General features: G+C 40.4%; 20 protein-coding genes and 2 pseudogenes. 3 read left to right on the top strand and 19 right to left on the bottom strand.

The features are described 5' to 3' along the window. Window position 1: 1 nt before the first annotated feature. The 3 genes and pseudogenes from N1I86_RS15640 to N1I86_RS15630 all read right to left on the bottom strand — a co-directional run bounded on the left by N1I86_RS15640 (window position 2) and on the right by N1I86_RS15630 (window position 2,210). Window positions 2-1,047 (bottom strand): IS630-like element ISBs2 family transposase gene (locus tag N1I86_RS15640; RefSeq protein WP_341097104.1). Its coding sequence is split into 2 segments (ribosomal slippage): window positions 2-541 and window positions 544-1,047, totalling 1,044 coding nucleotides; the frame shifts between segments, so codons are not numbered across the junction. Between the two features lie 78 nt (window positions 1,048-1,125). After that, window positions 1,126-1,338: pseudogene (locus tag N1I86_RS15635) on the bottom strand (hypothetical protein); the annotation flags it as partial. Then, entirely contained in the window at window positions 1,335-2,210 is an 876-nt protein-coding gene (locus tag N1I86_RS15630; protein ID WP_341097101.1) for an FAD binding domain-containing protein, read from the bottom strand. The gene N1I86_RS15630 and the pseudogene N1I86_RS15635, both read right to left, overlap by 4 nt. Before the next feature lie 929 nt (window positions 2,211-3,139). Between N1I86_RS15630 and N1I86_RS15625 the strand changes: the two genes are divergently transcribed. Then, window positions 3,140-4,477: a 5'-deoxyadenosine deaminase gene (locus N1I86_RS15625; RefSeq protein WP_341097100.1), complete on the top strand. Its 1,338-nt coding sequence runs from the start codon at window positions 3,140-3,142 to the stop codon at window positions 4,475-4,477. A gap of 289 nt (window positions 4,478-4,766) precedes the next feature. Here the strand turns inward: N1I86_RS15625 and N1I86_RS15620 are convergent, their stop codons facing one another. Continuing rightward, the gene (locus N1I86_RS15620) at window positions 4,767-5,093 is read right to left on the bottom strand and encodes a hypothetical protein (protein ID WP_341097098.1); all 327 of its coding nucleotides are present in this window, start codon (window positions 5,091-5,093) and stop codon (window positions 4,767-4,769) included. A gap of 1,431 nt (window positions 5,094-6,524) precedes the next feature. Here N1I86_RS15620 and hpaB point away from each other — a divergent pair. Further along, entirely contained in the window at window positions 6,525-8,132 is a 1,608-nt protein-coding gene (gene hpaB, locus N1I86_RS15615) for a 4-hydroxyphenylacetate 3-monooxygenase, oxygenase component (RefSeq protein WP_341097096.1), read from the top strand. A 551-nt stretch (window positions 8,133-8,683) separates the two neighbouring features. Here the strand turns inward: hpaB and N1I86_RS15610 are convergent. The 12 genes from N1I86_RS15610 to coxB all read right to left on the bottom strand — a co-directional run bounded on the left by N1I86_RS15610 (window position 8,684) and on the right by coxB (window position 21,563). Further along, window positions 8,684-9,478 (bottom strand): TIGR00266 family protein, encoded by a 795-nt coding sequence (locus N1I86_RS15610; protein WP_048623485.1) that lies wholly within the window; start codon window positions 9,476-9,478, stop codon window positions 8,684-8,686. A gap of 559 nt (window positions 9,479-10,037) precedes the next feature. Continuing rightward, window positions 10,038-11,393, bottom strand: coding sequence for a PFL family protein (locus N1I86_RS15605; RefSeq protein WP_004439955.1), 1,356 nt, complete (start codon window positions 11,391-11,393; stop codon window positions 10,038-10,040). A 14-nt stretch (window positions 11,394-11,407) separates the two neighbouring features. Next, window positions 11,408-11,677, bottom strand: a complete 270-nt coding sequence (locus N1I86_RS15600) for an ACT domain-containing protein (RefSeq protein WP_040342136.1) — start codon at window positions 11,675-11,677, stop codon at window positions 11,408-11,410. 455 nt (window positions 11,678-12,132) lie between these two features. Beyond that, window positions 12,133-12,789, bottom strand: coding sequence for an amino acid ABC transporter permease (locus N1I86_RS15595; RefSeq protein WP_004439960.1), 657 nt, complete (start codon window positions 12,787-12,789; stop codon window positions 12,133-12,135). 113 nt (window positions 12,790-12,902) lie between these two features. Further along, window positions 12,903-13,685 (bottom strand): basic amino acid ABC transporter substrate-binding protein, encoded by a 783-nt coding sequence (locus tag N1I86_RS15590; protein WP_341097094.1) that lies wholly within the window; start codon window positions 13,683-13,685, stop codon window positions 12,903-12,905. A 253-nt stretch (window positions 13,686-13,938) separates the two neighbouring features. Next, window positions 13,939-15,444 carry an aldehyde dehydrogenase family protein gene (locus tag N1I86_RS15585; RefSeq protein ID WP_341097092.1) on the bottom strand — a complete coding sequence of 502 codons (1,506 nt, stop codon included), beginning with the start codon at window positions 15,442-15,444 and terminating at the stop codon, window positions 13,939-13,941. Between the two features lie 675 nt (window positions 15,445-16,119). Continuing rightward, on the bottom strand, window positions 16,120-16,602 hold the full coding sequence (locus tag N1I86_RS15580) for a threonine/serine exporter family protein (protein WP_004439974.1): 483 nt from the start codon (window positions 16,600-16,602) through the stop codon (window positions 16,120-16,122). A gap of 73 nt (window positions 16,603-16,675) precedes the next feature. Then, the gene (locus N1I86_RS15575; protein ID WP_048623490.1) at window positions 16,676-17,431 is read right to left on the bottom strand and encodes a threonine/serine exporter family protein; all 756 of its coding nucleotides are present in this window, start codon (window positions 17,429-17,431) and stop codon (window positions 16,676-16,678) included. Window positions 17,432-17,677: 246 nt separating this feature from the next. Continuing rightward, complete coding sequence (cyoD, locus tag N1I86_RS15570) at window positions 17,678-17,974, bottom strand: cytochrome o ubiquinol oxidase subunit IV (protein WP_004439978.1); 297 nt, start codon at window positions 17,972-17,974, stop codon at window positions 17,678-17,680. 1 nt (window position 17,975) lies between these two features. Then, window positions 17,976-18,572 (bottom strand): cytochrome o ubiquinol oxidase subunit III, encoded by a 597-nt coding sequence (cyoC, locus tag N1I86_RS15565; RefSeq protein ID WP_048623491.1) that lies wholly within the window; start codon window positions 18,570-18,572, stop codon window positions 17,976-17,978. After that, on the bottom strand, window positions 18,572-20,542 hold the full coding sequence (locus N1I86_RS15560) for a cbb3-type cytochrome c oxidase subunit I (RefSeq protein WP_341097090.1): 1,971 nt from the start codon (window positions 20,540-20,542) through the stop codon (window positions 18,572-18,574). Before N1I86_RS15560 ends, cyoC begins: the two co-directional genes overlap by 1 nt. Window positions 20,543-20,600: 58 nt before the next feature. After that, entirely contained in the window at window positions 20,601-21,563 is a 963-nt protein-coding gene (coxB, locus tag N1I86_RS15555; protein ID WP_341097088.1) for a cytochrome c oxidase subunit II, read from the bottom strand. A gap of 653 nt (window positions 21,564-22,216) precedes the next feature. Between coxB and N1I86_RS15550 the strand changes: the two genes are divergently transcribed. Beyond that, complete coding sequence (locus tag N1I86_RS15550) at window positions 22,217-22,558, top strand: antibiotic biosynthesis monooxygenase family protein (RefSeq protein WP_341097085.1); 342 nt, start codon at window positions 22,217-22,219, stop codon at window positions 22,556-22,558. Window positions 22,559-22,867: 309 nt separating this feature from the next. Here the strand turns inward: N1I86_RS15550 and N1I86_RS15545 are convergent. From N1I86_RS15545 to thiM, 3 genes and pseudogenes are all read right to left on the bottom strand, one after another. Continuing rightward, window positions 22,868-24,070, bottom strand: a pseudogene (locus N1I86_RS15545) (transposase). Between the two features lie 368 nt (window positions 24,071-24,438). After that, window positions 24,439-25,071, bottom strand: coding sequence for a thiamine phosphate synthase (gene thiE / locus N1I86_RS15540; protein ID WP_341097083.1), 633 nt, complete (start codon window positions 25,069-25,071; stop codon window positions 24,439-24,441). Continuing rightward, complete coding sequence (gene thiM, locus N1I86_RS15535) at window positions 25,061-25,870, bottom strand: hydroxyethylthiazole kinase (protein WP_341097079.1); 810 nt, start codon at window positions 25,868-25,870, stop codon at window positions 25,061-25,063. Before thiM ends, thiE begins: the two co-directional genes overlap by 11 nt. Window positions 25,871-25,873 lie beyond the last annotated feature (3 nt).

The following is a 25,873-nucleotide window of genomic DNA, read 5'->3' as shown; positions in this document are numbered from 1 at the left end:
TTTACAACTGAACACACAAACAATCGATCGTTTGTTCTGGTTTCTGGTTGATTCGCTGAATAAAGGCTTGGACATTCTTTCTAATTTCTTGCACACTCGAATAGAACACGTTGTAAATCACGTCTGATTTCAGCCATTTCCATAGCCCTTCAATCAAGTTCAATTGCGGACTGTATGGTGGCAAAAAGACGAGCTCTAACCGATCTTCGTGTTCTTTTAAAAATGGCTGAATGAGTTTGGCATGGTGAATTCGAGCGTTATCTAAAATCATCACTATTTTGCCTGTGGGATAGCGTTCTAACACAAGTTGAAGAAATCGAAGAAATGTTTCCGCGTCATAGCATTCTTCTTCGATGCAAAACACTTCCCCTGTTTCGTAGTTCAACGTGCCAATCAGCTTCAGCCCTTGATGTTTTCCAAACGTCGGAATGATTCGTTGTTTTCCTTTGACAAACCATGTTTTTTGAATCGCTTGGTAATCACGAATCATCGACTCATCTTGAAAGAGGACATGGGCGATGTTCCCATCTACCAGTTTTTTTTTACTTCAGGGAAGGTGATTTCGACGAATTCTTTTTGTTTCTCTTCATCGGCATTGGCTAGTGTATAGGTCGGTTTCGTATAGCTTAGCCCTAACCGATGCAGAATGTCACTTGTTCCGCGAAGCGTGTATGTTGGCCCCCACTTTTGTTGAATGAGTTCAGCGATTATCGCAAGCGTCCAATTATATTTTGCTTCGAATCCCACATCTACGGGGAGCTGATGTTCAATGATCAAAGCCAGCTCTTTTTCCTGCTCAGGGGTCAATCGACGTGGGGCGCCAGGTGAGTATTTCATCTCCAGTCCATCAAGACCGCGCTGGGCGTAGGCATGAATATAGTTATAAATAGTTTTCTTGGATCGACCAATAATCGTTGCGATTTCTCCTTTGGTATATCCCTGCAAATGAAGATAAATCGCTTGGTAGCGTTCATATGCTCGTTTACTTTTTGCTTCTTTCATGGCAGTGGACAACTTTTCGATCTCGTCTTTGTGATTTGGCATCATATTTTCTCTCCGTTCCCCTATTTTCTCTTTGTATTTATTCGCCGTGGAACGGGAGAAAACCTTTATTTCAATTTATATAGTAACCACAGCGCGTACTCCCGGCAGCTCCTCCGCTTTTTTGGTAGAGACGGAAATAATTTTGGCATGTGGATACGCACTTCGTAAAATTTTCCCATGAAGCATATTGGAAAAAGAAAGATCCGTTAAAAACTTTAATTTCCCTGTTACTTTATCGATTCCGTCTGGTCGTATAGCGGATCTCTGTAAATTGCTAGAATAAGTGAATTTCACGATGCTTCCCCCAATCGGCTTAATTCGGAAACAATGATATTAGCTGTTACTCGCCTTCGATAGTCATTTGAATAAAAAACATCAGAATTTGGATGAAATTCATGAAGTATTGTTTTATATACATTTTTTAATAATAAAAAATTGATCTTTTGATCGATGAGCAACTGTTCGGTTTCTTGCAGCCGCTTAGGGGTGTTCTCTCCTCCGCCTGCAACCAATCTAGCAAAATCGATCACTCCCGCTTCATTTTTACTTATCACTCCTGAAACTGTTACAACAGATCCCGAAAAAGCTTCTCTTCTCCCGACTTTTTTAAAAAATTGATTGCTAAATGAAGAATGTTGGGATTCCGGAAGTATGATGCCTGTCAGAAGACTTTCTTGATTTCTCTTTCTTCCTTTTAGCCAATGCTCCAATTTTTCCGATTTTAAAGTTCGTCCATCAAAGAACAAAACTTCCGCATCCATCGTTAAAAGAGCAGGAATGGCATCGCCTAATCCATGAGCTACATTTCCGCCAATCGTTCCTAAATTGCGAACAGCCGGAGCCGCAATTTGTTGAATCGCAACAGATAACAAAGGGCAGAGTTTTTGAATAGCAGGATGGTGGCCACAAGCATTCAATTTTGTCAAAGCCCCAATATACAAACACTGCTTCCCATTTACCTTTCTTTGATCGACCCCTTCGAGTTCAGCTATATTTTCTAAACTAATCAAGTGGGAGGGATAAGGCATTCCTTTTTCCCATTGGGTTTGCAGCCAAGTTCCACCCGCCACAAAGCTTGATTGCAACCGAAATCGTTCCCGTAATGCCCATGCTTCTTTCAAATCCGTGGGAGTCCAAACTTTTGCATCCAATATTCTTATACTCATGTTTAGATCCTTCCTTCTCTCGACGGTTGACATTCTTTGATCGATCCTAATCAAAGAATGATTCTCCATCTACTTAGATCATCGAAACGCCATTTCATCATCATTTGCGCTGACAAGGAAAACTGCAACTTCCATATCATTTTGCTCGTTATACATTTTTCTACAGCAATTTGCCAGCTTTAATCAGTCGTGGAGTTTTGTCAAAACAAAATCAAGTAATTCTTTGGACAATGATTGGTTCATAGAAAAGTGGATACCCTTTTCCCTTTGCCGATGGCAAAAAGAACAAAATCATCTCAATGCACTCTTTTTTAAGACGGATGATCTTTTTTGGCCATCAATCAGAAGTTCCTTCTTTCCGCAAATCAGAAGCTTCTCCTAAATAACGAGCACTTCATTGTTCGAAAAATTATGTTGGTCGCTTCCACTATATGAAAAAGCAAAAAGTTCCCAAATTTATTTTTTGATTTTTTTAAATATTATAACCATTTTAAGGAAGATGGTCTACAATTTATGTAAGAAATTATAACATGAATATCCATTGGATTTTTGTTTAACATCTGTTATACAGTAAAACGAACCTTGCTAATTGCAGAGAACAGTGAAACACATTTTCTCCTTATGATTCTTTGAAATCCTTTAATAAAACAAAATCCGTATGCCGTATGTTTCTTGGCTGATCGATCTTTCTCGAAATTTTCATATTGCAAAATGTCGTACTAAGAAAATTCTGTTACCAAATTTTCTAACATAAATTATGTAAAGATATATTACACGTTTATTGAATTTTCTTAATTTTCTTTTTACTATATCTATATAATTGGGGTAAATTCGATTTGTTTCTTTTTTTACTCATGGCCGAAATGGCCATCCCAAGTGAACAAACCAATAAAAAGAATATATCAAACCACCAAAACGGAGGAGATCGAATGAAAAATTTGCTCATTAAAAACGCTCAAATCATTACCATGAATCCAGCTAATGACATTATGATAGGCGATATTTTTATAAAAAATGACACGATTCACTCGATCGGTCCAGAATTAAATCCAGATCATGTTGATCGAATCATCGATGCGGAAAATCGTACTGTCATTCCAGGATTTGTGCAAACCCATATTCACTTATGCCAAACTCTTTTTCGAGGAAAAGGGGATGATTTAGAGCTGCTTGATTGGTTGAAAAAGCGGATATGGCCATTGGAAGCCGCTCACGATGAGGAATCCATCTATTATTCAGCAATGCTTGGCATCGGAGAACTTATTCAAAGCGGCACCACTACCATTGTCGATATGGAAACAGTCCATCATACAGATTTTGCTTTTCAAGCCATCGCCAAAAGCGGAATGAGGGCTTTATCGGGAAAAGTGATGATGGATAAAGGAGAAGATGTTCCAATCGGATTACAAGAAAAGACATCTGATTCCATCCAAGAAAGTGTCGATTTACTAGAAAAGTGGAACCTTTTTGATAACGGAAGAATTCAATACGCCTTCTCCCCCCGTTTTGTCATTTCATGCACGAAGGAATTACTGGTAGAAGTTCGAAACTTAGCGGAAACCTACGATGTGAAGGTTCATACCCACGCATCAGAAAATCAAAAGGAAATTAAACTGGTACAAAAAGAAACGGGCATGAAAAATATTGAGTATCTTGACCATCTAGGACTGGCAAACGAACGGCTAATATTAGCCCACTGTATATGGCTGGATGAACAAGAAAAGAAAATCATCAAGGAAAAAGGTGTTCATATTAGTCATTGCCCAGGATCCAATTTAAAATTAGCATCAGGAATCGCAGACGTTCCAAACATGCTCCAAATGGGAATTTCGTTAAGTCTAGGCGCAGACGGAGCACCTTGTAATAATAATTTAAATATGTTTCATGAAATGAGACTGGCGGCACTTATTCAAAAACCTACCCATGGACCGACTGTCATGAATGCAAAAAGCGTTTTCAAAATGGCGACTATCGGCGGGGCCAAAGCAATCGGTCTAGAAAATGAAATCGGCAGTATTGAAGTTGGAAAAAAGGCAGATTTAGTGATCTTAAATTTGAACAATTTTCATACTTATCCGTCCTATGATGTCGATCCCATTTCTCGTATTGTTTATTCTGCTTCGAGAGATGATGTGGAAACAACTATCATTAACGGACAAATTGTCATGGAAAACAAGGAGCTAAAAACCGTCGACAAAGACATTGTTTTATATGAAGCAAACCGTTCCATTAAAAGGCTATTAAAATTCGCCAACATGATGAAATGAACGATCAACCATCGCTGTATAAAGACATAGGGGTACTGAAAAATCAGCTAACGATGAACTCTGTTCTTCTGTCAAGGTTCTTCTTTTTTTTGCTTTTTATCTGCTTTTTTTGTTTCATACAAGTCTTCGTTTGGACCGACTTCCCTTTCTATCGCTCGAACCAAACGGCTTTTTTTAAATGTTCCGCACGTGTTCGTCGTCTTATTTATTATTGTCAAAATGTTTCAATGCCTCCCTTCTGCTCAACGGTTTGAGTTCATGACGACGAGCCACAAAATTTTTTACGCTATCAGGTCAATCGAATACTATTCACGACAAATAGCAAAAATAAAATTTCTACCAGCGCTGCTGCTTTTAATATGTAATGAAAATATTGTCTTTCAGTAGATGGGATAATAAGGAAGGCCAATAGGAAACCAATAAAAAATCCTGAAAAAATAGAAAGGATTTTCCTTTTAGAAAAAAGCCAAAACAAAACAGGAAATAATATCGTCAAGGAAAGAGTAATCACTAAATTAGCTTCGTCCGTTAAACTGCCAACACTTTGAACATAAATGTAAGAAGTTGAAGGGATGAACAACAATAATAGGAATTGAATGAGCCTTTTTAAATTCATGCCATGCGCTCCTTTATCGATTTTAATAATAAATTTTCTTTTGTTTGACACCTCTATTACTTAATTCTCCCTTAATTCACTACCTTTCCGTTCAGTCATCTTACCGCTGATAGACGCCACATACAGCTTTCCTAAGTGGTTAAAACAAGCAATTTTTTGTTGATGGCAATTAAGAAATGTAGTGTTTGGCAATTAAGAGTATGCATTATTTATTGCATATTCACCGCTTTACATGGAGTGGCGGGAAGGATAGGCTTGTGTGCCTTGCAAAGTCCTATGGCTTACCCCCTTTGCGAAAATTATACCCGCAGAGGCTCCATGTCAAGCGACATAATATTGGAATTTTATACAGAGAAGTGAATAACCTTATTTGCCATTTGATGCCTTTTTTAATTGCCAAATACACAATTTTTGGAGTAAAGAGTTTTACATGGACTGACTGTAATATCGATAGACTCAGGAAATGGTTAATGTTTTTATAAGTTTTTTAATATGGCACATAAGAAAAACATACATTTTCCCTTTTTCTTCGAGATGATTGAGGTATCTTATAGTTGATAAAAGGTAAAGCGATTACAATATAAGCTAATTTTTATAACAAATTGCGGAAAGAGGGGAAAATTTTAAGGTGGGGAGTTTCCAATTTTGATACGGATGATATGGAAGAGTTATGGAATACCCCTAATTAATAGAATATTTCGATTGTGAACCATTCAACATTACTCGCTCCATATCGACAACATCCTCCCTATCCAATTTAATAAAAACGTTCACAGAAAACGTCTGAAAAATTCAATACCATAGATAAACCATCCTATCGAATTCTTTGCGTCTATCTCAATCCTTATAGGTAAGATCTAAACAAATATTTATGACTGGGAGAAGAGATGGTGGAAGCGATTTCAATTCCTCATAGGTAATTTCTAAACTGCCAATCTTAATTACAGGCGAAGATGCTTATGGAAAGTTTCAATTCCTTATAGGTAAGATCTAAACCCCAAAAATGATTAAATTTAAAGAAATTTTAACAAACTGGCTTTTTGGGAAACAACTTTTTTCCATTGAAAAAGAAATCAAAATTTCTCTGATTTACTTTCTGTTTCGTTCATTTGCTCTCTTTTTCTTACATTTGAAAAATGTCGTCGATTCCCGGGGTTTCTGCGCTTTATAAGGTCGACGACAAATGAAAAGGTTCTGTAAAAGAAATGGGGATACGACTTTCCTTCATAAAATAAACTCCACTTTTGCTTTTTTATTCCTCGTTCTTTTCCTTTTAAGACGACGTTATAAGCCCCGTCGTCAAATGTCGATGATAGACTCCGCTTGTCCTATTCCTCGATCCTTCAGAAATAATCCTCCCTTCGTTTTCACAAGTCATAAAGCTGTCTGCATAAGATATGAATATAGTTTACGACAAAGGTGTGTAGGAAAATGGTGATTACAGGTGATGAATATCTCAAACGAATTGATGCATTAAATAATGAAGTATGGATTCATGGGGAACGGGTAAAAGGGAAAATCACCGAGCATCTCGCTTTTAAAGGAGTGCTGCAAAGTAAAGCAGCTCTTTACGATCTTCAACATGATCCTGACTTGACCAATTTATTGACGGTCCAGCTGCAAGACTCCACGGATAAAATCGGGTTTTCCTTTCATCAGCCAAAGACCATTGAAGATTTAAAAAAAAGAGAGGCGGCTACAAGAATTTGGTCAAAAACGAATGCCGGCCTTATGGGGAGAATGCCCGATTACGTCAATACCGGCATTATGGCTTTGGCATCGGCCAGCGACTTATTCGGCAAAAACGAGTCTATGTTTGGGAAGAACATAAAAAATCTTTATCAAACCGCATGCAAGAATGATTTGTCTTTTACGCATACATTCATCAATCCAAAAGTCAATCGTTCTGTTGCTTACTTTGAAGACTCAGATAAGAACATCATTGCGGCGAAAGTGGTAAAAGAAACAAGCGATGGTCTGATCATCAAGGGAGCGCGATTACTGGCTACTCAAGGCGGTATAACAGACGAAATTCTTGTTCTTCCATCAGGGGGCAATTTCGTCGATGAATCTTTTATTTATGCCTTTTCCATTCCCTCCAATACACCCGGATTAAAATTTATTTGCCGCCAATCATTCACAGGCGGCGATTCCCGGTTCGATTGTCCATTAAGTTCCCGATTTGAAGAAATGGACTCTCTTGTGGTGTTCGATGATGTCTTGGTTCCTTGGGAAAGGGTATTTTTATATAAAGATTTGCAAATCGCTTTTCAAATGCTTGAAGATACGAATTTTCACACTCTCCTTCTTTATCAAGCAGTCACTCGAATGATTGTTAAAACGGAATTTATTCTTGGTCTTGCCGAACTGATTATCAAATCCATTCAAATTGGGGAGTTTCAGCATGTGAAAGAGAAAGCGAGCGAAATCATCACGGCTCTTGAAATTATGAAAGGACTCCAAATATCCTCACGGGAAAATGCGAAGTTGAATCAATGGGGAACGATGGTACCGGATGTAAATCCGCTGCAAGCCGCTATTCATTATTATCCACGCGTTTATCCTAGACTGGTGGAAATTCTTCAATTATTGAGCGGCAGTGGATTGATCGCACTTCCGACCGAAAAAGATTTCGAGTCGTCTATCCGGAAATTTTTAGACCAATATCTCCAAGGAGCCAATTCCTCAGCGGATCGAGTGAAGGTATTCCGATTAGCTTGGGATTTATGCATGAGTGCATTCGGCTCACGGCAAACTCAGTTTGAACGATTCTTTTTCGGAGATCCCGTACGCCTCTCCATCGGATTATATAATTCTTATCCGAAAGAACCATATATCAAATTTGCAAAAAGTTTTTTAAGAAAGTTTTTTAATTTAAACAAAAAAGATTTTTTTATAAACGAAAACAAGTTGATCCTCATAAAATCGAGTAGGAGGGAGCGATTAACTCCCGTCCTCTCACACCACCGTACGTACGGTTCCGTATACGGCGGTTCAATTAAGATAATTGACGCAAGTCTTTATAACTTCCGTGAATAGCTATTCTCTTTATGCCAGTGGTCACTCCACCCTCCAAGAGGTCTCCCACGGGATTCACCGCTTCCTCCCTCAAGTGAGGTACTACGTTTTCTGTGTTCATCATGACTCACTGAATACCAAGGGCTATTCTCTCTTCATTGTTCGGTCCTTCTTAGTTGTTCTAGACCAACTAATACTATGACCTCTGCTGACTTCTGACGGTTCACATATCCGCCAGACCTCCCCGGGTAAGTACATGCACTTTCACACCATCTATCCGCCTCATTTACTCGATATGACCTTCGGCAGAAAGGGCTTTGTTTTGTTATGCAAACTCACTCCATCATACCTAGCCTTATATGAGGTTCGTGTTCCTCGGACCGGTGTTTTGCCTCCAGCTTCCTTCAGATTCCGCGTCACCACGGACACCCTTGCTCTTGGCTAACCTCTACTTCTGTCTTCGGGGTTCGGGACTTACACCCTATAGTTCATGTACATGCCGGGCGCACATAAAAGCCCACCCATTACGGGTGGGTAAAACGAGTGATTAGAATTCTTTCAAAAAGAGGTGATTAATCGTCTCCGTCCAGCAGTCGTCCAAGTCCGCCAAGTATGCTTCCCTCACCGGTCGAATCTCCGCCATGGCTAGGAGCATTGGCTAGAACTCGGTCTGCCAATCGGCTAAATGGCAATGTTTGCACCCAAACCGTTCCCGGTCCACGAAGGGTTGCAAAGAAGAGGCCTTCACCGCCAAAGAAAGCGGTTTTCACTTTTCCGACATATTCGATATTATAGTCGACATCTTGAGTTAAAGCGACTAAACAGCCTGTATCCACGCGCAACAATTCTCCGGGAGAAAGATCTTTTTTGATAATCGTTCCTCCGGCATGAAGAAAGGCAAGCCCATCGCCTTCCAGTTTCTGCATGATAAATCCTTCTCCACCGAAAAAGCCGGTACCAAGTTTTCTTTGAAATTCAATGCCAATGGATACACCTTTAGCCGCGCATAAAAAAGCATCCTTTTGACAAATGACTTTGCCGTTGAATTGAGTTAAATCAAGAGGAATAATTTTTCCAGGATAGGGAGCAGCGAAAGAAACTCTCCTTTTATCGGATGATTGGTTGGTAAAAACGGTCATAAACAGGCTCTCACCCGTAAGCAAACGTCTGCCGGCACCCACTAATTTGCCGAATAATCCGCTTTTTTGTTCCGTACCGTCTCCAAATACCGTTTCCATCTCGATGCCGTCTTCCATCATCATCATACCGCCTGCTTCCGCGACCACACTTTCTTGCGGATCCAGCTCAATTTCAACACATTGCATATCATCGCCATGCAATTCATAATCAATCTCGTGAGAATTCATCTTTTCACCTCATTCATCATTGTAAGGCAGTGCAAATGCCAGATTGTAGCCTAATTATATCATGATCCAAATCGTTCGTCCCCCATTAGGAGAGCTTTTTTCGACAGTAAGAAAAAGTAAAGAGTTAAGCGGTAGTTCAATATCGAATCGGTTGTAGATCCCTTATTATGAGTTAACATAATGTTTTTATGTTGAACTTAAGCCCGATTTAATGAAACATCTAAGCTGCTTGGCTGTTTTAAAATTCATCTATACACGATTAGCTGTAAGTCACTCTAGTGGATACGGGGTTTTTTATTAATGGCTTGCACCTTTGAATTTCAAGATCAGAAATTCGTTTATTTTTTGTGTACATTGTATCAAGACAGCGGGTTGACTTTCATCCGTGTTAAGATCCCCTAATTTAGTTAAAAAAATCCGCTTCCATCATTTATAGTAGATCATGGAAGCGGAAAAACGGTCCCATTGACCGGAATGTTTTACTCACTAGTTATCCAATCATGAGACCAGAAAGAAACAAACGATTTCTTCAAAAAGAATATAGTTTGTATTGATTCATTTAATTTTTAAATGAATGGATCGGTGCCGGAATGTGACCGCCGCGGGCGATGAAATCAGCGGAGGAATAAGAATTGACGGTCATAACCGGTGCGCGCCCGAGCAGACCTCCGAACTCGACCATTTCGCCAACCGCTTTACCTGGTGCCGGTATCACCCTTACCGCCGTCGTTTTGTTGTTAATTACCCCAATCGCTGCTTCATCGGCGATCATGGCAGAGATCGTTTCAGCAGGAGTATCTCCAGGGACGGCAATCATATCAAGACCAACCGAGCAAATAGCGGTCATTGCTTCTAATTTTTCCAAGTTCAAAGAACCTCTGTTCACGGCGTCGATCATACCAGCATCTTCTGACACCGGAATAAACGCTCCGCTAAGTCCCCCTACATGACCGCAAGCCATGACCCCACCTTTTTTGACGGCATCATTTAAAAGGGCAAGTGCCGCAGTCGTACCATGCGTTCCCACTGATTCCAGACCCATTTCTTCCAAGATGTGGGCAACCGAATCTCCTATCGCCGGAGTAGGAGCCAAAGACAGATCAACAATTCCGAACGGCACGCCTAAACGTTTGGACGCTTCTTGGCCGACGAGCTGGCCCATGCGTGTGATTTTAAACGCCGTCTTTTTCACAGTTTCCGCGACAACATCAAAGCTTTCTCCTTTTACCTTTTCCAATGCCCGTTTTACCACTCCGGGTCCGCTGACGCCGACATTGATGACACAGTCCGCTTCGCCGACACCGTGGAACGCTCCTGCCATAAACGGATTATCTTCTACAGCATTCGCAAACACAACCAATTTCGCACAGCCTAAGCCATGTTCATCGGCTGTTAATTCCGCCGTTTTCTTTATGACTTCTCCCATTTCTTTAACAGCGTCCATATTAATGCCTGTCCGTGTTGAACCAACGTTTACAGAAGAACATACTCTTTCCGTGGTGGCTAAAGCCTCGGGGATGGATTGAATCAAAATGTGATCCCCTTTATGGTAACCTTTTTGAACAAGCGCCGAAAAACCACCAACAAAATTAACACCTACAGCCTTTGACGCTTCATCGAGTGTTTTCGCAAAAGCCACATAATCTTTTTCATCTGTTGCTCCGGCAATTAAAGAAATCGGTGTCACCGCTATTCGTTTATGGATGATCGGAATCCCGTATTCGGTCTCGATTTCCTGACCTACCTTGACTAAATGTTCCGCTTTCCGCGTAATTTTATCATAAATTTTTTCACGTGCTTTCTTCCCATCCGCATCAATACAATCCAGTAAAGAAATTCCCATTGTAATGGTGCGAATATCAAGCTTTTCTTCTTCAATCATGCGGATGGTTTCTAATATTTTATTTGTTTCCATCGTAAACCCCCAAGTTATAAACTATGCATTGAGTTAAAAATATCTTCATGCTGGATTTTGATTTGTACATTCAATTCTACGCCTTTTTCAGCCAGCGCTTTCTTGATCGTTTCAAAACTTTCCGATGCTTTGGATAGATCAAGCATCATCATCATTGTAAAATAACCGTTCATAATCGTTTGACTGACATCTAATATATTAATTTTCAAATCGGCTAATTGCTGGCTAACCCCCGCAATAATACCAATGTTATCTTTTCCGATTACGGTTAATATCGCTTTCACCATTTTTCTCTCCTTCTCTTTCACTATTCTTCTCTGCCACGACAAACTATTATCTCTACTATCTGATTATCTTAATGGCCCACTCCAAGAATAACGCAGATTGAAAGATTTTGCATCATTTATTCATCAGGAAATTTCAATGCTTGTAATTGGGTTATGGAACAAATGGGGGGCCGCCTGGGGAAGGAAAAACTTTTAATAGATAAGGAATAAAGTATAACGGCGGACTTTCGTGGAAAATATAAAGAGCGCCATTGTTTTCCGTTCTTTTAGGGAACAATGGCCGTATTTTCAAAAAACCGTACCAAATCTAAATTCAGATTTTTCAACTTATGAGATTGCCAGGAGCCTGTTTCTGTAAGGCATTGAGTGAAAAAAATTTACACATTCATTCAAATTGAATGGAAAAACAATCCTAACAGCACACTAAGTTTTATGATAAAAAAGTTCTAAGATTATTCTGACACCCATCTTTTTTCCAAAAAAGTGGCCATCCACGTTAAAAGGGTGATGATGATCCAATACATAACTGCGATCGCCGTCAAAAACTGGAACGCTTTAAAATTAATCGAATAAATCGTTTGAGCTGTATACGTTAATTCCGCCACTCCTATAGTCGCAAACAAAGAAGTATCTTTTAAGCTGATGATAAATTGATTCAAGAAGGCGGGGATCATCCGTTTCACTGCTTGCGGAAGAATTACATGCCTCATCGTCTGCCAATAACTCAATCCCGAAGCTCTCCCTGCTTCCATTTGTCCACGGTCAATAGATTCTATCCCGCCGCGGAAAATTTCCACCAAATACGCCCCCGCATTTATGCTCAAAACAAAAATACCGGCCGTTGTAGGTTCAATCGATCCTTTGATAATCAATGGAAAAACGCCAAAATAAAAGAAAATGAGCTGGACGTAAAGGGGAGTTCCCCTGATTAAGCTGACATAAAATTTGGTAATGGCCCGCAATAGTTTTGACCGAGAGACTCGGAACAATCCGAACACGAGACCGATAATGGCCGCAAAGAAAAGCGAAAATATCGCTAGTTCAATGGTTTTCCATGCTCCTTTCAATAAAAGCGGCATCTGATCCATGACAAGTAAAAATCCATTCATCTTATTCCCTCCTTCAGCTATCGCCACGCTCTTCTCCATCTTTGAACTCTAAATTAAAAGATACAGATTTTCATCATTGATTTGAAAAAGGGTGCTGCGAGTGCACCCTTGCTTTATTTCGGCTTGGTTCCAAAGTATTTTTCATATAATTGATCGTATTTTCCGTTTTTCTTCAATTTCGCCAACCCGTCGTTAAAGTCTTTTAAAAGTTGTGGTTCATCTTTAGCAATCGCAATGCCGTAATCCTCTGTCGTTAGTTTTTTGCCTACGATCTTGAGTTGGGAAGCCGTTCCTGAATGAATTTTAGACATAACAAACGGCAAATCGTTCACTAACGCGTCTGCACGACCTTTTTCTACATCCATATAAAGAGTTGGTTCATCTTCTAATATTTTGACATTGGCTCCATACTTCGATTTCAGCTCATTGGCTTTTTCCAAACCGGAAGAACCTTGTTTCGCAACGATCATTTTTCCTTTTAAATCTTTCAATGATTTGATGGCGCTTTCTTTTTTCGTCACTAAGACCAGTCCAGATTGGTAATATGGTTCGGTAAAATCGATTACTTTCTTTCGGTCGTCGCGTATTGTAATGGCTGCCACTCCGCCATCCACTTGCTTGGACTGCAGTGACGTGATCAAACCGTCAAATTTCATTTCTCTCCATTTCACTTTGTAATGCTTCTCTTTCGCAATTTCTTGAACAATCTCAATATCAAAACCTTTTAACTGGCCATTTTCTTTAAATGAGAATGGGGCAATAGCAGGTTCTGTCGCAAACACAACCGTCCTTTCTTTGGTGCCGCCATTTCCCGACTTTTCCGATTTTTGGCCACATGCCGCTAATCCAATCGCCAGAAGGAAAACGAATATAATCGATCCAACTTTTTTCATCATTTCCCGCCTCTCTTTTATGCTTATTGCCATTTTCTATTGAAGTTTTTAAAACGTGGACTCCGATTTTATAAACGCTGTCATACCATGGAGAGTTCCTCTGCAGCTGCTACAAAGTTTTTACGGTACGTAAATTGTAGAGTTCTTGGCCCAATGAGGTTTTTCACATTTTGTATAATTCAGAATCCGTTAGAACAGTTTATAAAAAAGGAAATGACAAACGTTCTTTTCCCACCCTAATTCACTTCAAGCGATATCATGATTCCACATCGATTTGAGCTCGCTGTAATTTTCCGCTAAAATCGACATACACGCTTTTCCATTCCGTAAACACATCCAGTGCTGCCACACCGGAATCGCGATGACCATTGCCGGTGCCTTTTGTGCCGCCGAATGGCAGATGAATTTCCGCACCGGTCGTTCCGGCATTAATGTACACAATGCCCGTATCTAAGTCTCGCTGAGCGGCAAACACTCGGTTGACATTTCGTGTATAAATGGAACTGGATAATCCATAAGCAACGCTATTATTCACTTCCACTGCTTCTTCAAAACTTCGAACAGGAATGATGGAAAGCACCGGTCCAAAAATTTCCTCTTGAGCAATTCTCATATCAGGCCGAACATTCGTAAATAAAGTAGGGGCATAATAATATCCGCCGTCGAGATTTTTTTCTTTAACGATATAACCTCCCGCGAGCAAGTCGGCCCCTTCCTCTTGACCCATTTCTACAAACTCATGTATTTTCTTTAATGCACCTTTGTTAATAACAGGTCCTATTTTGACGTCTTCGTTTAATCCATTTCCGATTGTCAGTTTTTTCATTTCTTGAAGCAGACGTTTTTCCAGTTCGTCTTTTACGTTTTCATGTACGATCACTCGGCTGCACGCTGTACATCTTTGTCCGCTCGTACCAAAGGCGCTCCATATGATTCCTTCCACTGCCAGCGACAAGTCAGCATCTTCCATGACAATCACCGCATTTTTTCCGCCCATTTCAAGCGAAACACGTTTTAAAAGTTTTCCGCCTTTTTCTGCAATCGTCCGCCCTACTTCATTGGAACCGGTAAATGAAATGACATCGATATCAGGATGTTCTACGATGGCTGATCCGACTTCGGAACCAGAACCGCAAACAAGATTCATCACTCCTTTTGGCAAACCTGCTTCATCCAAGATTTTCACCAATTCTCTTGCCATTAGCGGTGTTTCCGTAGCCGGCTTCCAAATGACCGTATTTCCGGCAACAATGGCAGGGAACGATTTCCACGTAGCAATAGCAATGGGAAAATTCCAAGGAGTGATAATTCCAACGACACCAATCGGAACACGGATGCTCATGGCAAACTTATCATTTAATTCGGATGGCGTGGTTTGCCCAAACAATCTTCTTCCTTCTCCAGCCATATAAAAGGCCATATCGATTCCTTCTTGGACCTCACCGCGAGCTTCCTCAATGACTTTTCCCATTTCTTGGGTGAGGATGCTAGCCAGCTTTTCTTTTCGTTCTTTCAACAACTCGCCAACCCGATACAAATATTGCGCTCGTTGCGGAGCCGGTACACGTGACCATTTTTTTTGGGCTTGTTTCGCCGCTTGGACAGCCAAATCCACATCTTCTTTTGAAGACTGCAATACTTCACCGATCGGTTGACCGTCAGCCGGATTGACGATCGTTACAAATTTCGCTTTCTTTGAAGAAGTCCATTCTCCGTTAATATAGTTGATGACTTTTTCGCCTGAAAGCTGTATGTTTGCCATCTTCCCGCCCCTTTCTTATTGAAACTCTGCATATGCCCTTCTTCACGGAATGGCACGTAGTATACAAACGGACGTTTTTGCTTGAAATTCATCAAAGATAATGAAAGTAAAACGGCTATTGCTGTTTTTTAAAGACCTACTCATCCATCTCCGCTGATCTTAAGGGCTCTTTTCTATTTTGCATGGTTTATGTCTGTCATTCATTTATATGAATGGAATCTTCGCTTTATCAACTCATGCAAAAATTTTGGTTTTATCAGTCATACGCTTTGCCATTTTAGTTAGATTTGGACGGAAAATTCAATTTGTCAGCAACAAATTGTATAAGACATTGAAAGCATTTGTATGGATGGACCGATGGAGGATTACTTTGTAAGTCTTTTAAAGAGGAAAATGGTTCGAATATTCAAATTGACTTAAAGGACATAAAAAAATCACGTCTCGTAAAAGACGTGAATAAATGAAATCAAGACTTTATGGGTCGATATATGATGATCCGGAAATGATGGACCTCATTGAAAAAAGTAAAAAAAGAATTTTCATTATAAATCCGCCATTCATTAGATCAAGTAAAAAAAGGGGGGACATTTGTCCAACGCTCTAGATGGAACAATAAAATAGCAAAATCTTACATTCACGGTTTTCTTTTTACGGAAATTTTTCATTCTATAGCTTTCAGCTTTCGATATTCGTGTCCTTATTGTATAAAACACGCCATCTTGCTTTTTGCTTAACACTAAGGAATTTCCGAATAATCAGGTTGACAACTTCCGCAAATACGAGACCCATGGCGATGGCACCTGAAATCAAAAAGACTTTTGCCGCCAATTGGAGAGCGATATTATAGTCATTCTGCACGAAATGCCTCATCGCATCATAGGCCAGCCCTCCCGGTACTAAAGGGATGATTCCTCCGACAGTGAAAATAATGACCGGTGTTTTATACATTTTGGCACAAATGTAGCTGATCACCCCGACAAATATGGATGCGACACAAGAAGCAAACACGCTATCATACTGCATTTCTACTAACCAAAAGTAAATAATCCAACCGATCATCCCTACCAAGCCGCACTGAAACAAGGAGCTTTTAGGCGCATTGAATATAATTCCAAAACCGGCGGAGGCAATAAAACTCGTAACCATTTGCTCCAGCATCTCTTTTCCCCCTTATTTATGAAGCCACTTCTTCTCGTTAAAATCTTCGAGCCTTTGTCTTTGGTATGTATTTTTATAAAAACGTAAACACAACCGCTATTCCGGTTCCGATCGCAAATGCTGTTAAAAAGGCTTCCGCTCCCCTTGATAATCCTGAAACAAGGTGTCCTGCCATTAAATCTCTCAATGCATTGGTAATGGCTAATCCGGGAACAAGCGGCATCACCGAACCAATAATGATCTTATCCAATTGGTGTCCAATTCCTATTTTGACAAAAAAAGCAGAACTGAGACCAATCATGAGAGACGCTAAAAATTCGGCAAAAAACTTGATTTGAATAAATCGATGAACGTACACAAGAAACAGAAACCCGACGGCACCGGCAATGCAAGCAGCTAGAAAATCGTTCCATTTTCCTTGAAACATGATTAAAAAGCAGCCACTTGAAATCGCAGCCGCCAGAATTTGTTCCCATAGAGGAAATGTAAAGTCGTTTTGATCCATTTCTTTTAATAGTGCATAAGCTTCTCGAATCGTTAATTTCCCGGCACTTATGTTTCTTGATACATTGTTCACTAAAGCGATTTTATGGAGATCCGTTGAACGCTCCGAAATACGGACAAGTTTGGTCGGTTCCATTCCATCCATGGAAAAAATAATGGCCGTTGGTGCAACAAAACAATGGGCGTTTTGAATTCCACATGAAGCAGCGATGCGAGACATCGTATCTTCTACACGATACGTTTCAGCTCCGCTTCTTAGCATAATTTTTCCCGCCAGTAAACATACTTCAATAATTTCCAATGTGGAATGGCCATTCTCTTTCATATCTCTCTCCTCATATCCATCAAATTCGATCCTGCTAAAGTAACAATCCAGTTGAAGTTTATCACAAAAAAATTGAAAATAAAACAGATGATGAGAATCTTTAAAGAAAAGTGTTACAGCTATTCATGACAAGTAGATAAGCTGTCCATCGCCAACAAAATAGGGTCCAGCCCTCCGAACCATCATTATCCACTTGAAATAATGGCAGGTTGTTGGAGGACTAGACCCTTTTTTTACGTTCTATTTTTATTGTACGACACTGTTAAATGTCATAATCCATATAGAACCTATTACAATGGTAATGACAAAAACAATGCCCAGCGCAAGTGCAAAAACATTATATCGCGGTTTCTCAGACTCGCGGATATGCATAAAGAAAACTAACTGGATGACAAATTGCAGAACAGCCATCGTAATGATAGCGGCGACAAGCGCCCCTTTGCTGAATGCATGATTCGTCACTAATAACAACGGGATGATGGTTAAGATAATCGATAAAATAAACCCTGTCACATAAGATTTGAGTGAGCCGTGATTTTCCATGTTACATCACCCCCATTAAATACACAATCGTGAAAATGAAGATCCAAACGACATCAAGAAAGTGCCAATAAAGACCGATCACCGTCAGTTTCCGTTTCGTTTTCACATTCAAACCACGTTGGAAAAGTTGAATGATCAATCCTATCATCCACAAGATCCCTAAGGATACGTGCAATCCATGTGTACCGACTAATGTGAAAAAGGCAGTTAAAAATGCACTCGTAGAAATGCTTGCCCCTTCATCTACCATATGAGCAAATTCCCGCACTTCCAATCCGACGAAAGACATTCCTAACAAAATAGTGACAATCAGCCAGTTAATGATTTGTTTCTTATTTCCTTTATGCATGGCAAGCATAGCCAAACCGCTTGTAAAACTGCTTGTTAATAGAATGAACGTTTCCCATGTTACTCCGGAAAGTTCAAATATTTCTTTTCCGCTTGGACCATTGGCTATATGGTTAACTAATACGGCATACGTTGCAAACAACGTACCGAAAATTAAACAGTCCGTCACGAGGAAGATCCAGAATCCCATTACTTTCATGGATTCCAGCTCTTCCACATGATGATCATGTTGGGATGTAATCGCGGACATCATACCACCCTCCCCATGGCGGATTCCGTTTCTTTAATTTCTTCGACCGGTATATAGTAATCATCATCGTATTGGAAGGAACGTGCGAACATCGTAGCGGCTACTCCAATTAAGCCGACAACGATCATCCAAACCCATTCAAAGGTAAATCCAAAGCCGGCTATAAACCAGAAGAAAGACATTATAAACGGAATTCCAGTATTTTTTGGCATGTGAATCGGTTCTAATTCTACTTTTTCTTTTTTGTAATCCGGATCCTGCATTTTTTTCTTCATTTCCCACCATGCATCTTGTTCAGGTGCATATGGAACGACTGCGAAATTATAATGCGGAGCCGGTGAAGGAATTGACCATTCCAACGTACGTCCGTTCCATGGATCTCCAGTTGTATCTTTTTCGCCATGTTTGATGCTGTAAATAATTTGCACGGCTTGGAAAATAAATCCGATACCCATCAAGAATGCACCGATGGTCGAAACGAAGTTTAAAGATGCCCAGCCGCGGTCCCAGCCGTATGTGTAAAGACGACGGGTCATTCCCATAAATCCAAGTGCATATTGCGGCAAGAAACATACATAGAATCCGATATTCCAGAACCAGAAAGCCCATTTGCCTAAGCGGTCATTCAATTTAAAACCGAACATCTTCGGCCACCAATAAATCAGTCCAGCTAAATAACCGAACACAACTCCACCGATCAACGTGTTGTGGAAGTGGGCAATTAAGAAGTAGCTGTTATGGTATTGGTAATCAGCTGGAGCAATGGATAGCATAACCCCAGTGGCTCCACCAATAACGAAGCACACGATAAAGCCGATTGTCCACAACATTGGTTGGCTAAACTCGATGCGACCTTTATACATCGTAAACAGCCAGTTAAATATTTTAACCCCTGTCGGTATGGCAATCGCCATCGTCGCAATAGCAAAGAACGTATTTACATCGGCCCCTGCACCCATTGTAAAGAAGTGGTGAGCCCATGTGAAATAAGAAATAACGCTGATCAGAATTAATGAAAAGACCATTGATTTATATCCAAAAATTTTCTTTTTGGAGAAAGTCGCAACCACTTCTGAGAAAATACCAAATGCCGGCAACACAACGATATAAACTTCAGGGTGTCCCCACATCCAAATGAGGTTGATATACATCATCGGGTTTCCAGCACCGGTCATCGTAAAGAAATGTCCGCCAAGGAAGCGGTCAATATACAACATGGCCAGCGTAGCCGTAAATACCGGGAACGAGAAAATAATTAAAATACAAGAAGCAAGCACCGACCAAGTAAAAAGCGGCATTTTCATAAGCTTCATGCCTGGTGCTCTCATTTTCAAAATAGTGACTAAGAAGTTAATTCCAGTTGCTGTACTTCCGATACCTGAAATATTGATACCCCAAACATAGAAGTTTTGACCTGGACCGCTGCTGTAAGGAATTTCAGAAAGTGGAGGATAACTTAGCCAACCGGCGTTCGGCGAACCTCCGATAACAAACGATAAGTTGAACAGCAGTGCTCCAAAGAAAAACATCCAAAAGCTTACTGCATTTAAAAACGGATACGCAACATCACGAGCACCGATTTGTAACGGAACGGCGATGTTAAACAATCCGAACATCAATGGCATCGCCATAAATAAAATCATAATCGTTCCGTGCGTCGTGAAAATTTCATTATAGTGGTTTGAATCAAGAAAATGCAGACCTGGCAATGCCAACTGCGTACGCATTAATAAAGCGTCTACTCCCCCACGGAAGAGCATTAAGAGGGAAGCGATAATATACATGATCCCAATTTTTTTATGATCTACAGTTGTCAGCCATTCACGCCAAAGCCAACCCCATTTTTTATAACGGGTCAGCACATAAACGATGGCCAATGACACTAATACGATCGCAACGTCTGCCCCGTATATCATCGGTTCTCCCGTTACGAAGAACCCGGAAGAGAAATCTTTGATTTTCTCCCACATATCGTTTCCTCCTTTTCCTTCTAAAAGGCGATCAGAATCATCGAAAAGTCATCAATGGTTAATGAGACATATCCATATTCATGTCGGAGCCACCATTTTCATCCTTCTCGGAATCTTTTCCAAAATCCGGGTGTGTTTTATAAGTATCCATATGGTGCATTTTGTAGAAATCTCCGCCATTTTTCTTCACAATTTTTTCGAATAAACCGTTCGGGTAAGATGAATAAAAAGCTTTATCCGTCAATCCCGGTTTTGAAAGTGTTTCATAACCTTTTTCCGTTAAAGCCGGGGATGATTTTTTCACTTGAGCTACCCATTGTTTATATTCATTTTCCGGTTTTGCAATTACTTTAAACTTCATATGAGCAAATCCTTCGCCGGAAAAGTTCGCTCCAGAACCATAATAAACGCCCGGTTTGTCTGCCTTTAAATATAGTCCCATTGACATTCCCGGCATCGTATAGATCTGTCCTCCAAGCGACGGAACCCAGAAAGAATTCATCGGTGCATCGCTTGTCAGTTCAAATTTGACAGGGACTCCGGCAGGAATCACGACTTCATTGACAGAAGCTACTTTATCATCCGGATAAGTAAACAGCCATTTCCAATCCAATGACGTAGCTTGAATCGTCACAGCCTGCTTATTAGAATCGTGTAAACCAGTACCTTTTGCCAGTGCATAAGTGGTTTTGGCGGTGCTGTAACCTAAAATCAAACAGATCACAATCGGAATAGACCACCAAACTATTTCAAGCGTTTTGTTGTCGTCCCATTCCGGTTGATAAGGTGCTTTGTTATCCGGTTTGTCGCGGTAACGCCATATAATGTAGAAAAGCAATGCAAAGACAACAAGGATAATTCCTAAGCAGACTAAAGAAGTAAATACAATCAAGTCATACTCTGTTTTGGCTACAGGTCCTTTCGGCTGGAGAACGACATAGTTTTCACAACCGGCCAGCGTCATCACAGCAAAAATCGCCGCTGGAAGGACTTTCAGCCATTTCAGCCATTTTTGAATCATGTGTGTCTCAACTCCTCCCAAATTATGAAATTGTCAATTTTACGTCTGAAGAACATCCCAAGAGACGACAATAAATATCATTTACAATATTAATATAATATAAAGTACGCCAAAATTGTTCATTTATTTTTCAAGTTCACTATTTTGTAACACTTCTTGACATGCTCCAAAAAAAGAAAATTTTTCTCATTTAAAAACTCGATTTAAGGCGTAAAATAGATATATTAAACGCTTTCATCATCTTTCCGTGTTTTTAAAAAAAAATTTAAACAGCTCAGAAAAACGAACGATTCAAAAGTCCCATATTAAAATCTGAACAAACCCGTCTGAACACCCATTAATTTACAAATTGAAAATTCTTTTCAAATGAAAGAATGCTCTCTTTAATAAAATTCTCTTCAACACCACACCACTTTCTATTAAATAGATTGGGAAACTGCAAAGACATGACTTTTCCCATCAATCATTTCATCGAAAAGAGATTATGCCTGCCGCCACCTTTTTATAATGATAATCATTCTTAGGAAAATTGCAATGTCACCCTTTTCCATGTTTTTTTGATGAGTGTTCATTGTTTTTTATTTTTATCTCACATGTTCCGTCATTTCAGATAAAATGATAAAAAGAATAGCAGAATACTAGAAGGAAACAAATTGAATCTTTTTAAAACACCAAAAACTCCCTACTACGCTGTCATTTTCACTTCGGAAAGAACTGAGGTCGACAGAGGATATGACGAGATGGCTGATGAAATGATGGAATTAGTTTCGAAACAAAAAGGGTTTCTAGGAGCAGAGAGTGTAAGAGGCGAAGACGGATTGGGGATTACAGTTTCCTATTGGGATTCGTTGGATTCCATCCAAAACTGGAAAGAAAACGTTCGCCATCAAATAGCTCAAGAAAAAGGGAAAACAGAATGGTATAAACGTTTCACTACTAGAATATGCAAAGTGGAAAGAGAAACGATTTTTGATCCCGATGCAAAATTTAAATAATTGAAAGCATACTGTCCATCTACTGTTTCAAACAAGACTTAAATTTATATTACTACTCTATAAAAAAATAGGAGTTTCAACCTATACATGTAACATTTATATATAGTGACAGCAGTTGGCAAGCATTGAGTGAACGAAATTTTGCATAACCTTCCTATCTATTGTTGAGCATTTTGCAAAATTAGATTTTTTGGATAAAAGTATAAAAAATAAAGCACTCGACAAATAGCTACCAGCATGTTATTTTACAAAATATTACAATAATCTTGTTTTCGGGCATACCTACAGAATTTTTCACATTGAATTTTTTTAAGCGGCTTTCTTCCCTTTATTTTCCTTTGCCATCGCTAGCGCTGAAACAAGTAATACAATAGCGTTCAGGTAAATATGGGTCTTTACTTTTTCAATTCCCCATACATGTAGGGAGTTCGCCGTAAGGTAGCTTTTCATTCTTGAATTACAGCGTTCTACACTTGTCCTCTCGTTGTAAAGCTCTTTCCAACGTTTTGTATCACGGTGCGGATTGGAATATCGGCGCACATCCTTTTTGATGTCGACTTTTACCACCATTCCATAGTTGGAAGATGAACAGGCTGCCATTCCTAATGGGCAATCCACTTTGCCGGTTGCGTGAGGACATCTGAACTTGAGCTGGTCCTTATCAGCTCCCCAATAAGTCATTTCATAACCCATGGAACAACGCGGAGTTCCATTGGAAGAAATCCCTTCAGGAGGCTCTTTTTCGTTGCGCAAATTGAGCGGGATAATGGCTTGCGCTCCAATGTTTTTGGCTGATTCATAGTTTTTTAGTTGGTCATATCCGCCATCCATGATCAGAAATTCAATTTTGGATTTGGTACGCTCTGCCACTTGCTCTATTCATTCTGGTGCGACTTCTCCATCGTTCACATGGGCAGGGGTTACTTTTATGGCCATTGGCAGTTCGCTTGCGGTATCGACTGAAAGATGCATCTTATAGCCAAACCAGGTAATTTTATTGCCGAAGGAATCATATTTTGCGCCCCAATTGGCATTACCCGTTTGTTCACTACGCTTTTTGGGCTGTTTCTTTTCATAGGCATCAATGGCGGCACTGTCGATGGCCTGGTGGCTGCCGTCAATTATTCCTTCCTCCTGAGCTAACTGTACCAAGTCAAGGAAGATCTTTTCAGCCAGCTTTTTTTTGGTAAGTGCCGCAAAAACCCGGCTGAGAGTGGAGATAGACGGTGCGGGGCGATCAATCGATAAACCGCATTGATAACGGAAACGAAGGTCTTTATCCAATCGATGATGAAGGGCGGTAAAGGCGTCGATGCCTTCGAGTGGGGCAGCGATGAGAGCCCTTAGAATCCCTTCTCTGGAATGACCGTCAGCCCCTCGGGGTGAAGAACTTCTCAACTGTTTAGCATAAGGGCGTAAATCAAGCGAGCTAAAAAAGATAGGTAATTTCTCTTTTGACTCTAATTTTTGCAGTTCTTCAAAGGAAAATAGGCTTTCTTGTAGAATATACAAAGTGACTTCCTCCTTTTGAATTTTTGTGCTTTCGTCACTTCAAAAATTCTACATTTTAGGGGTGAAGTCCTTTTTTGTGTCTTTGAAATCCTTATGGCTCTTGGGTCAAAAAATATGCAAAATGCTCATTGTTAAAAACTTCAGATAATGACCTATGTTAAGTCATGAAAAAATCCACCCCTTAAAAATCGGTCCATTGACTAATGAAATCAAAGGGGCGGATACAATCAATTTTGTTAACAAAAATTTAAAAGAATTCAAGAGTCGTTTCTCTATTCTTGTTAACGGACTGCATTAGGCCAAATGCACATAGAAAAACCCGTGCCATTCGTTTTCTGCACGGGTTTTTCACCTATTCAACTGCCAGTTTATCCTTTTAGACGTGCGCTTTTTAGCATTTCTGCTGCCAGTTTTGGATTGCTGCTGGAAAGAATAGCTGAAACAACAGCGATACCGTCAATTCCTGTATGGCTTAACTGCTGAACATTCTCCAGGTTAATTCCGCCAATGGCAACAACGGGGATGTTCACACTCTCCACTATGGATTCCAGCATTCCCTTTTCCAACCGTTCCGCGTCTTTTTTGCTATTCGTCGGAAAAACAGCACCTACTCCTAAATAATCGGCTCCTTGTTTTTCGGCTTCTTTTGCTTCCTCTACGGTGCTGCAAGAAACCCCTACGAACATGGAAGGCGGAACGATTTTTTTCACATAGGCTGCCGGCAGATCGCTTTGTCCGACATGAACACCATCCGCTCCCGCAGCCAGCGCAATATCGACCCTGTCATTGATAACAAGCGAAATCTCATATTTTTCTGTCAGCGACTTCAAGGCAAGCGCCTTTTTCAAAAAAAGCTTGCCTGACGATTGTTTTTCTCGCAGCTGCACCATCGTCACACCGCCTTGAATGGCCGCTTCAACTTTATTCAATAATTCCTCCAATTCCATTGATTCACTGGTCACCAGATATAAAGAAAGCGCCTGTTTGACATTAAACTTCAACAAAGTTCACTTCTTTCTGCCAAGTACGACTGTTCATAAAAGAAACTTCATCGATTAAGCGAATATGAAAGCTTCCAGTACCCACCGGTGATTCGCCAAAAGAGCGGTATGCCAACTCTCCTGCGATTCCCATCACTGAAATCCCGGCAATCGCCGCGTAAAAGTAGTCGTTCGTTGCTCCGGCAAAATTTCCGATTAAAGAAGTAGCCATACAGCCCGTTCCCGTCACCTTTGTTAAAATCGGATGACCATTTTGAATCCCAATTGTCCGATTTCCGTCTGAGATGTAATCCACTGGACCGCTGACGACAACTACTGCCTTTAACAGCTTTGCCGCCCGTGAAGCTAAGAGAGCAAGATCTTCGTTACCGTTCCCGGCATCGACTCCCCTTGTCTGCGCTTCTTCGCCTATCAATGAGGAAATTTCGCTCGCATTCCCGCGGACAATTTGCGGATCGACTGTTTGCAAAAATTCTTTTGCTTTTTCATTGCGAAACGACGTCGCTCCGACTCCAACCGGATCTAATACAACGGGAATTTGCCGACGATTGGCTTCTTGTGATGCACGCACCATGGCGGTAAAAGTAGATTCTGTCAACGTTCCCATATTGATCACCAACGCCTGAGCAAGCTTAACCATAGAAGCCGCTTCCTCTGGGGAATCGGCCATAACAGGTGATCCGCCAATGGCCAGCGTCACATTCGCACAATCATTGATCGTGACGGTATTCGTAATATGGTGAACAAGCGGATTTTTCGATCGAACTTGCTCCATTAATGCTGCGATTTCTTCTTTCATCGT

Origin of the sequence: Bacillus sp. FSL W8-0116 (assembly GCF_038003825.1) — a bacterium.
Classification (GTDB): Bacteria; Bacillota; Bacilli; order Bacillales; family DSM-4216; genus Bacillus_O; species Bacillus_O smithii.
Note: the sequence above shows the minus strand (reverse complement) of the source record. Positions and strands in the feature narration are given on the sequence as shown.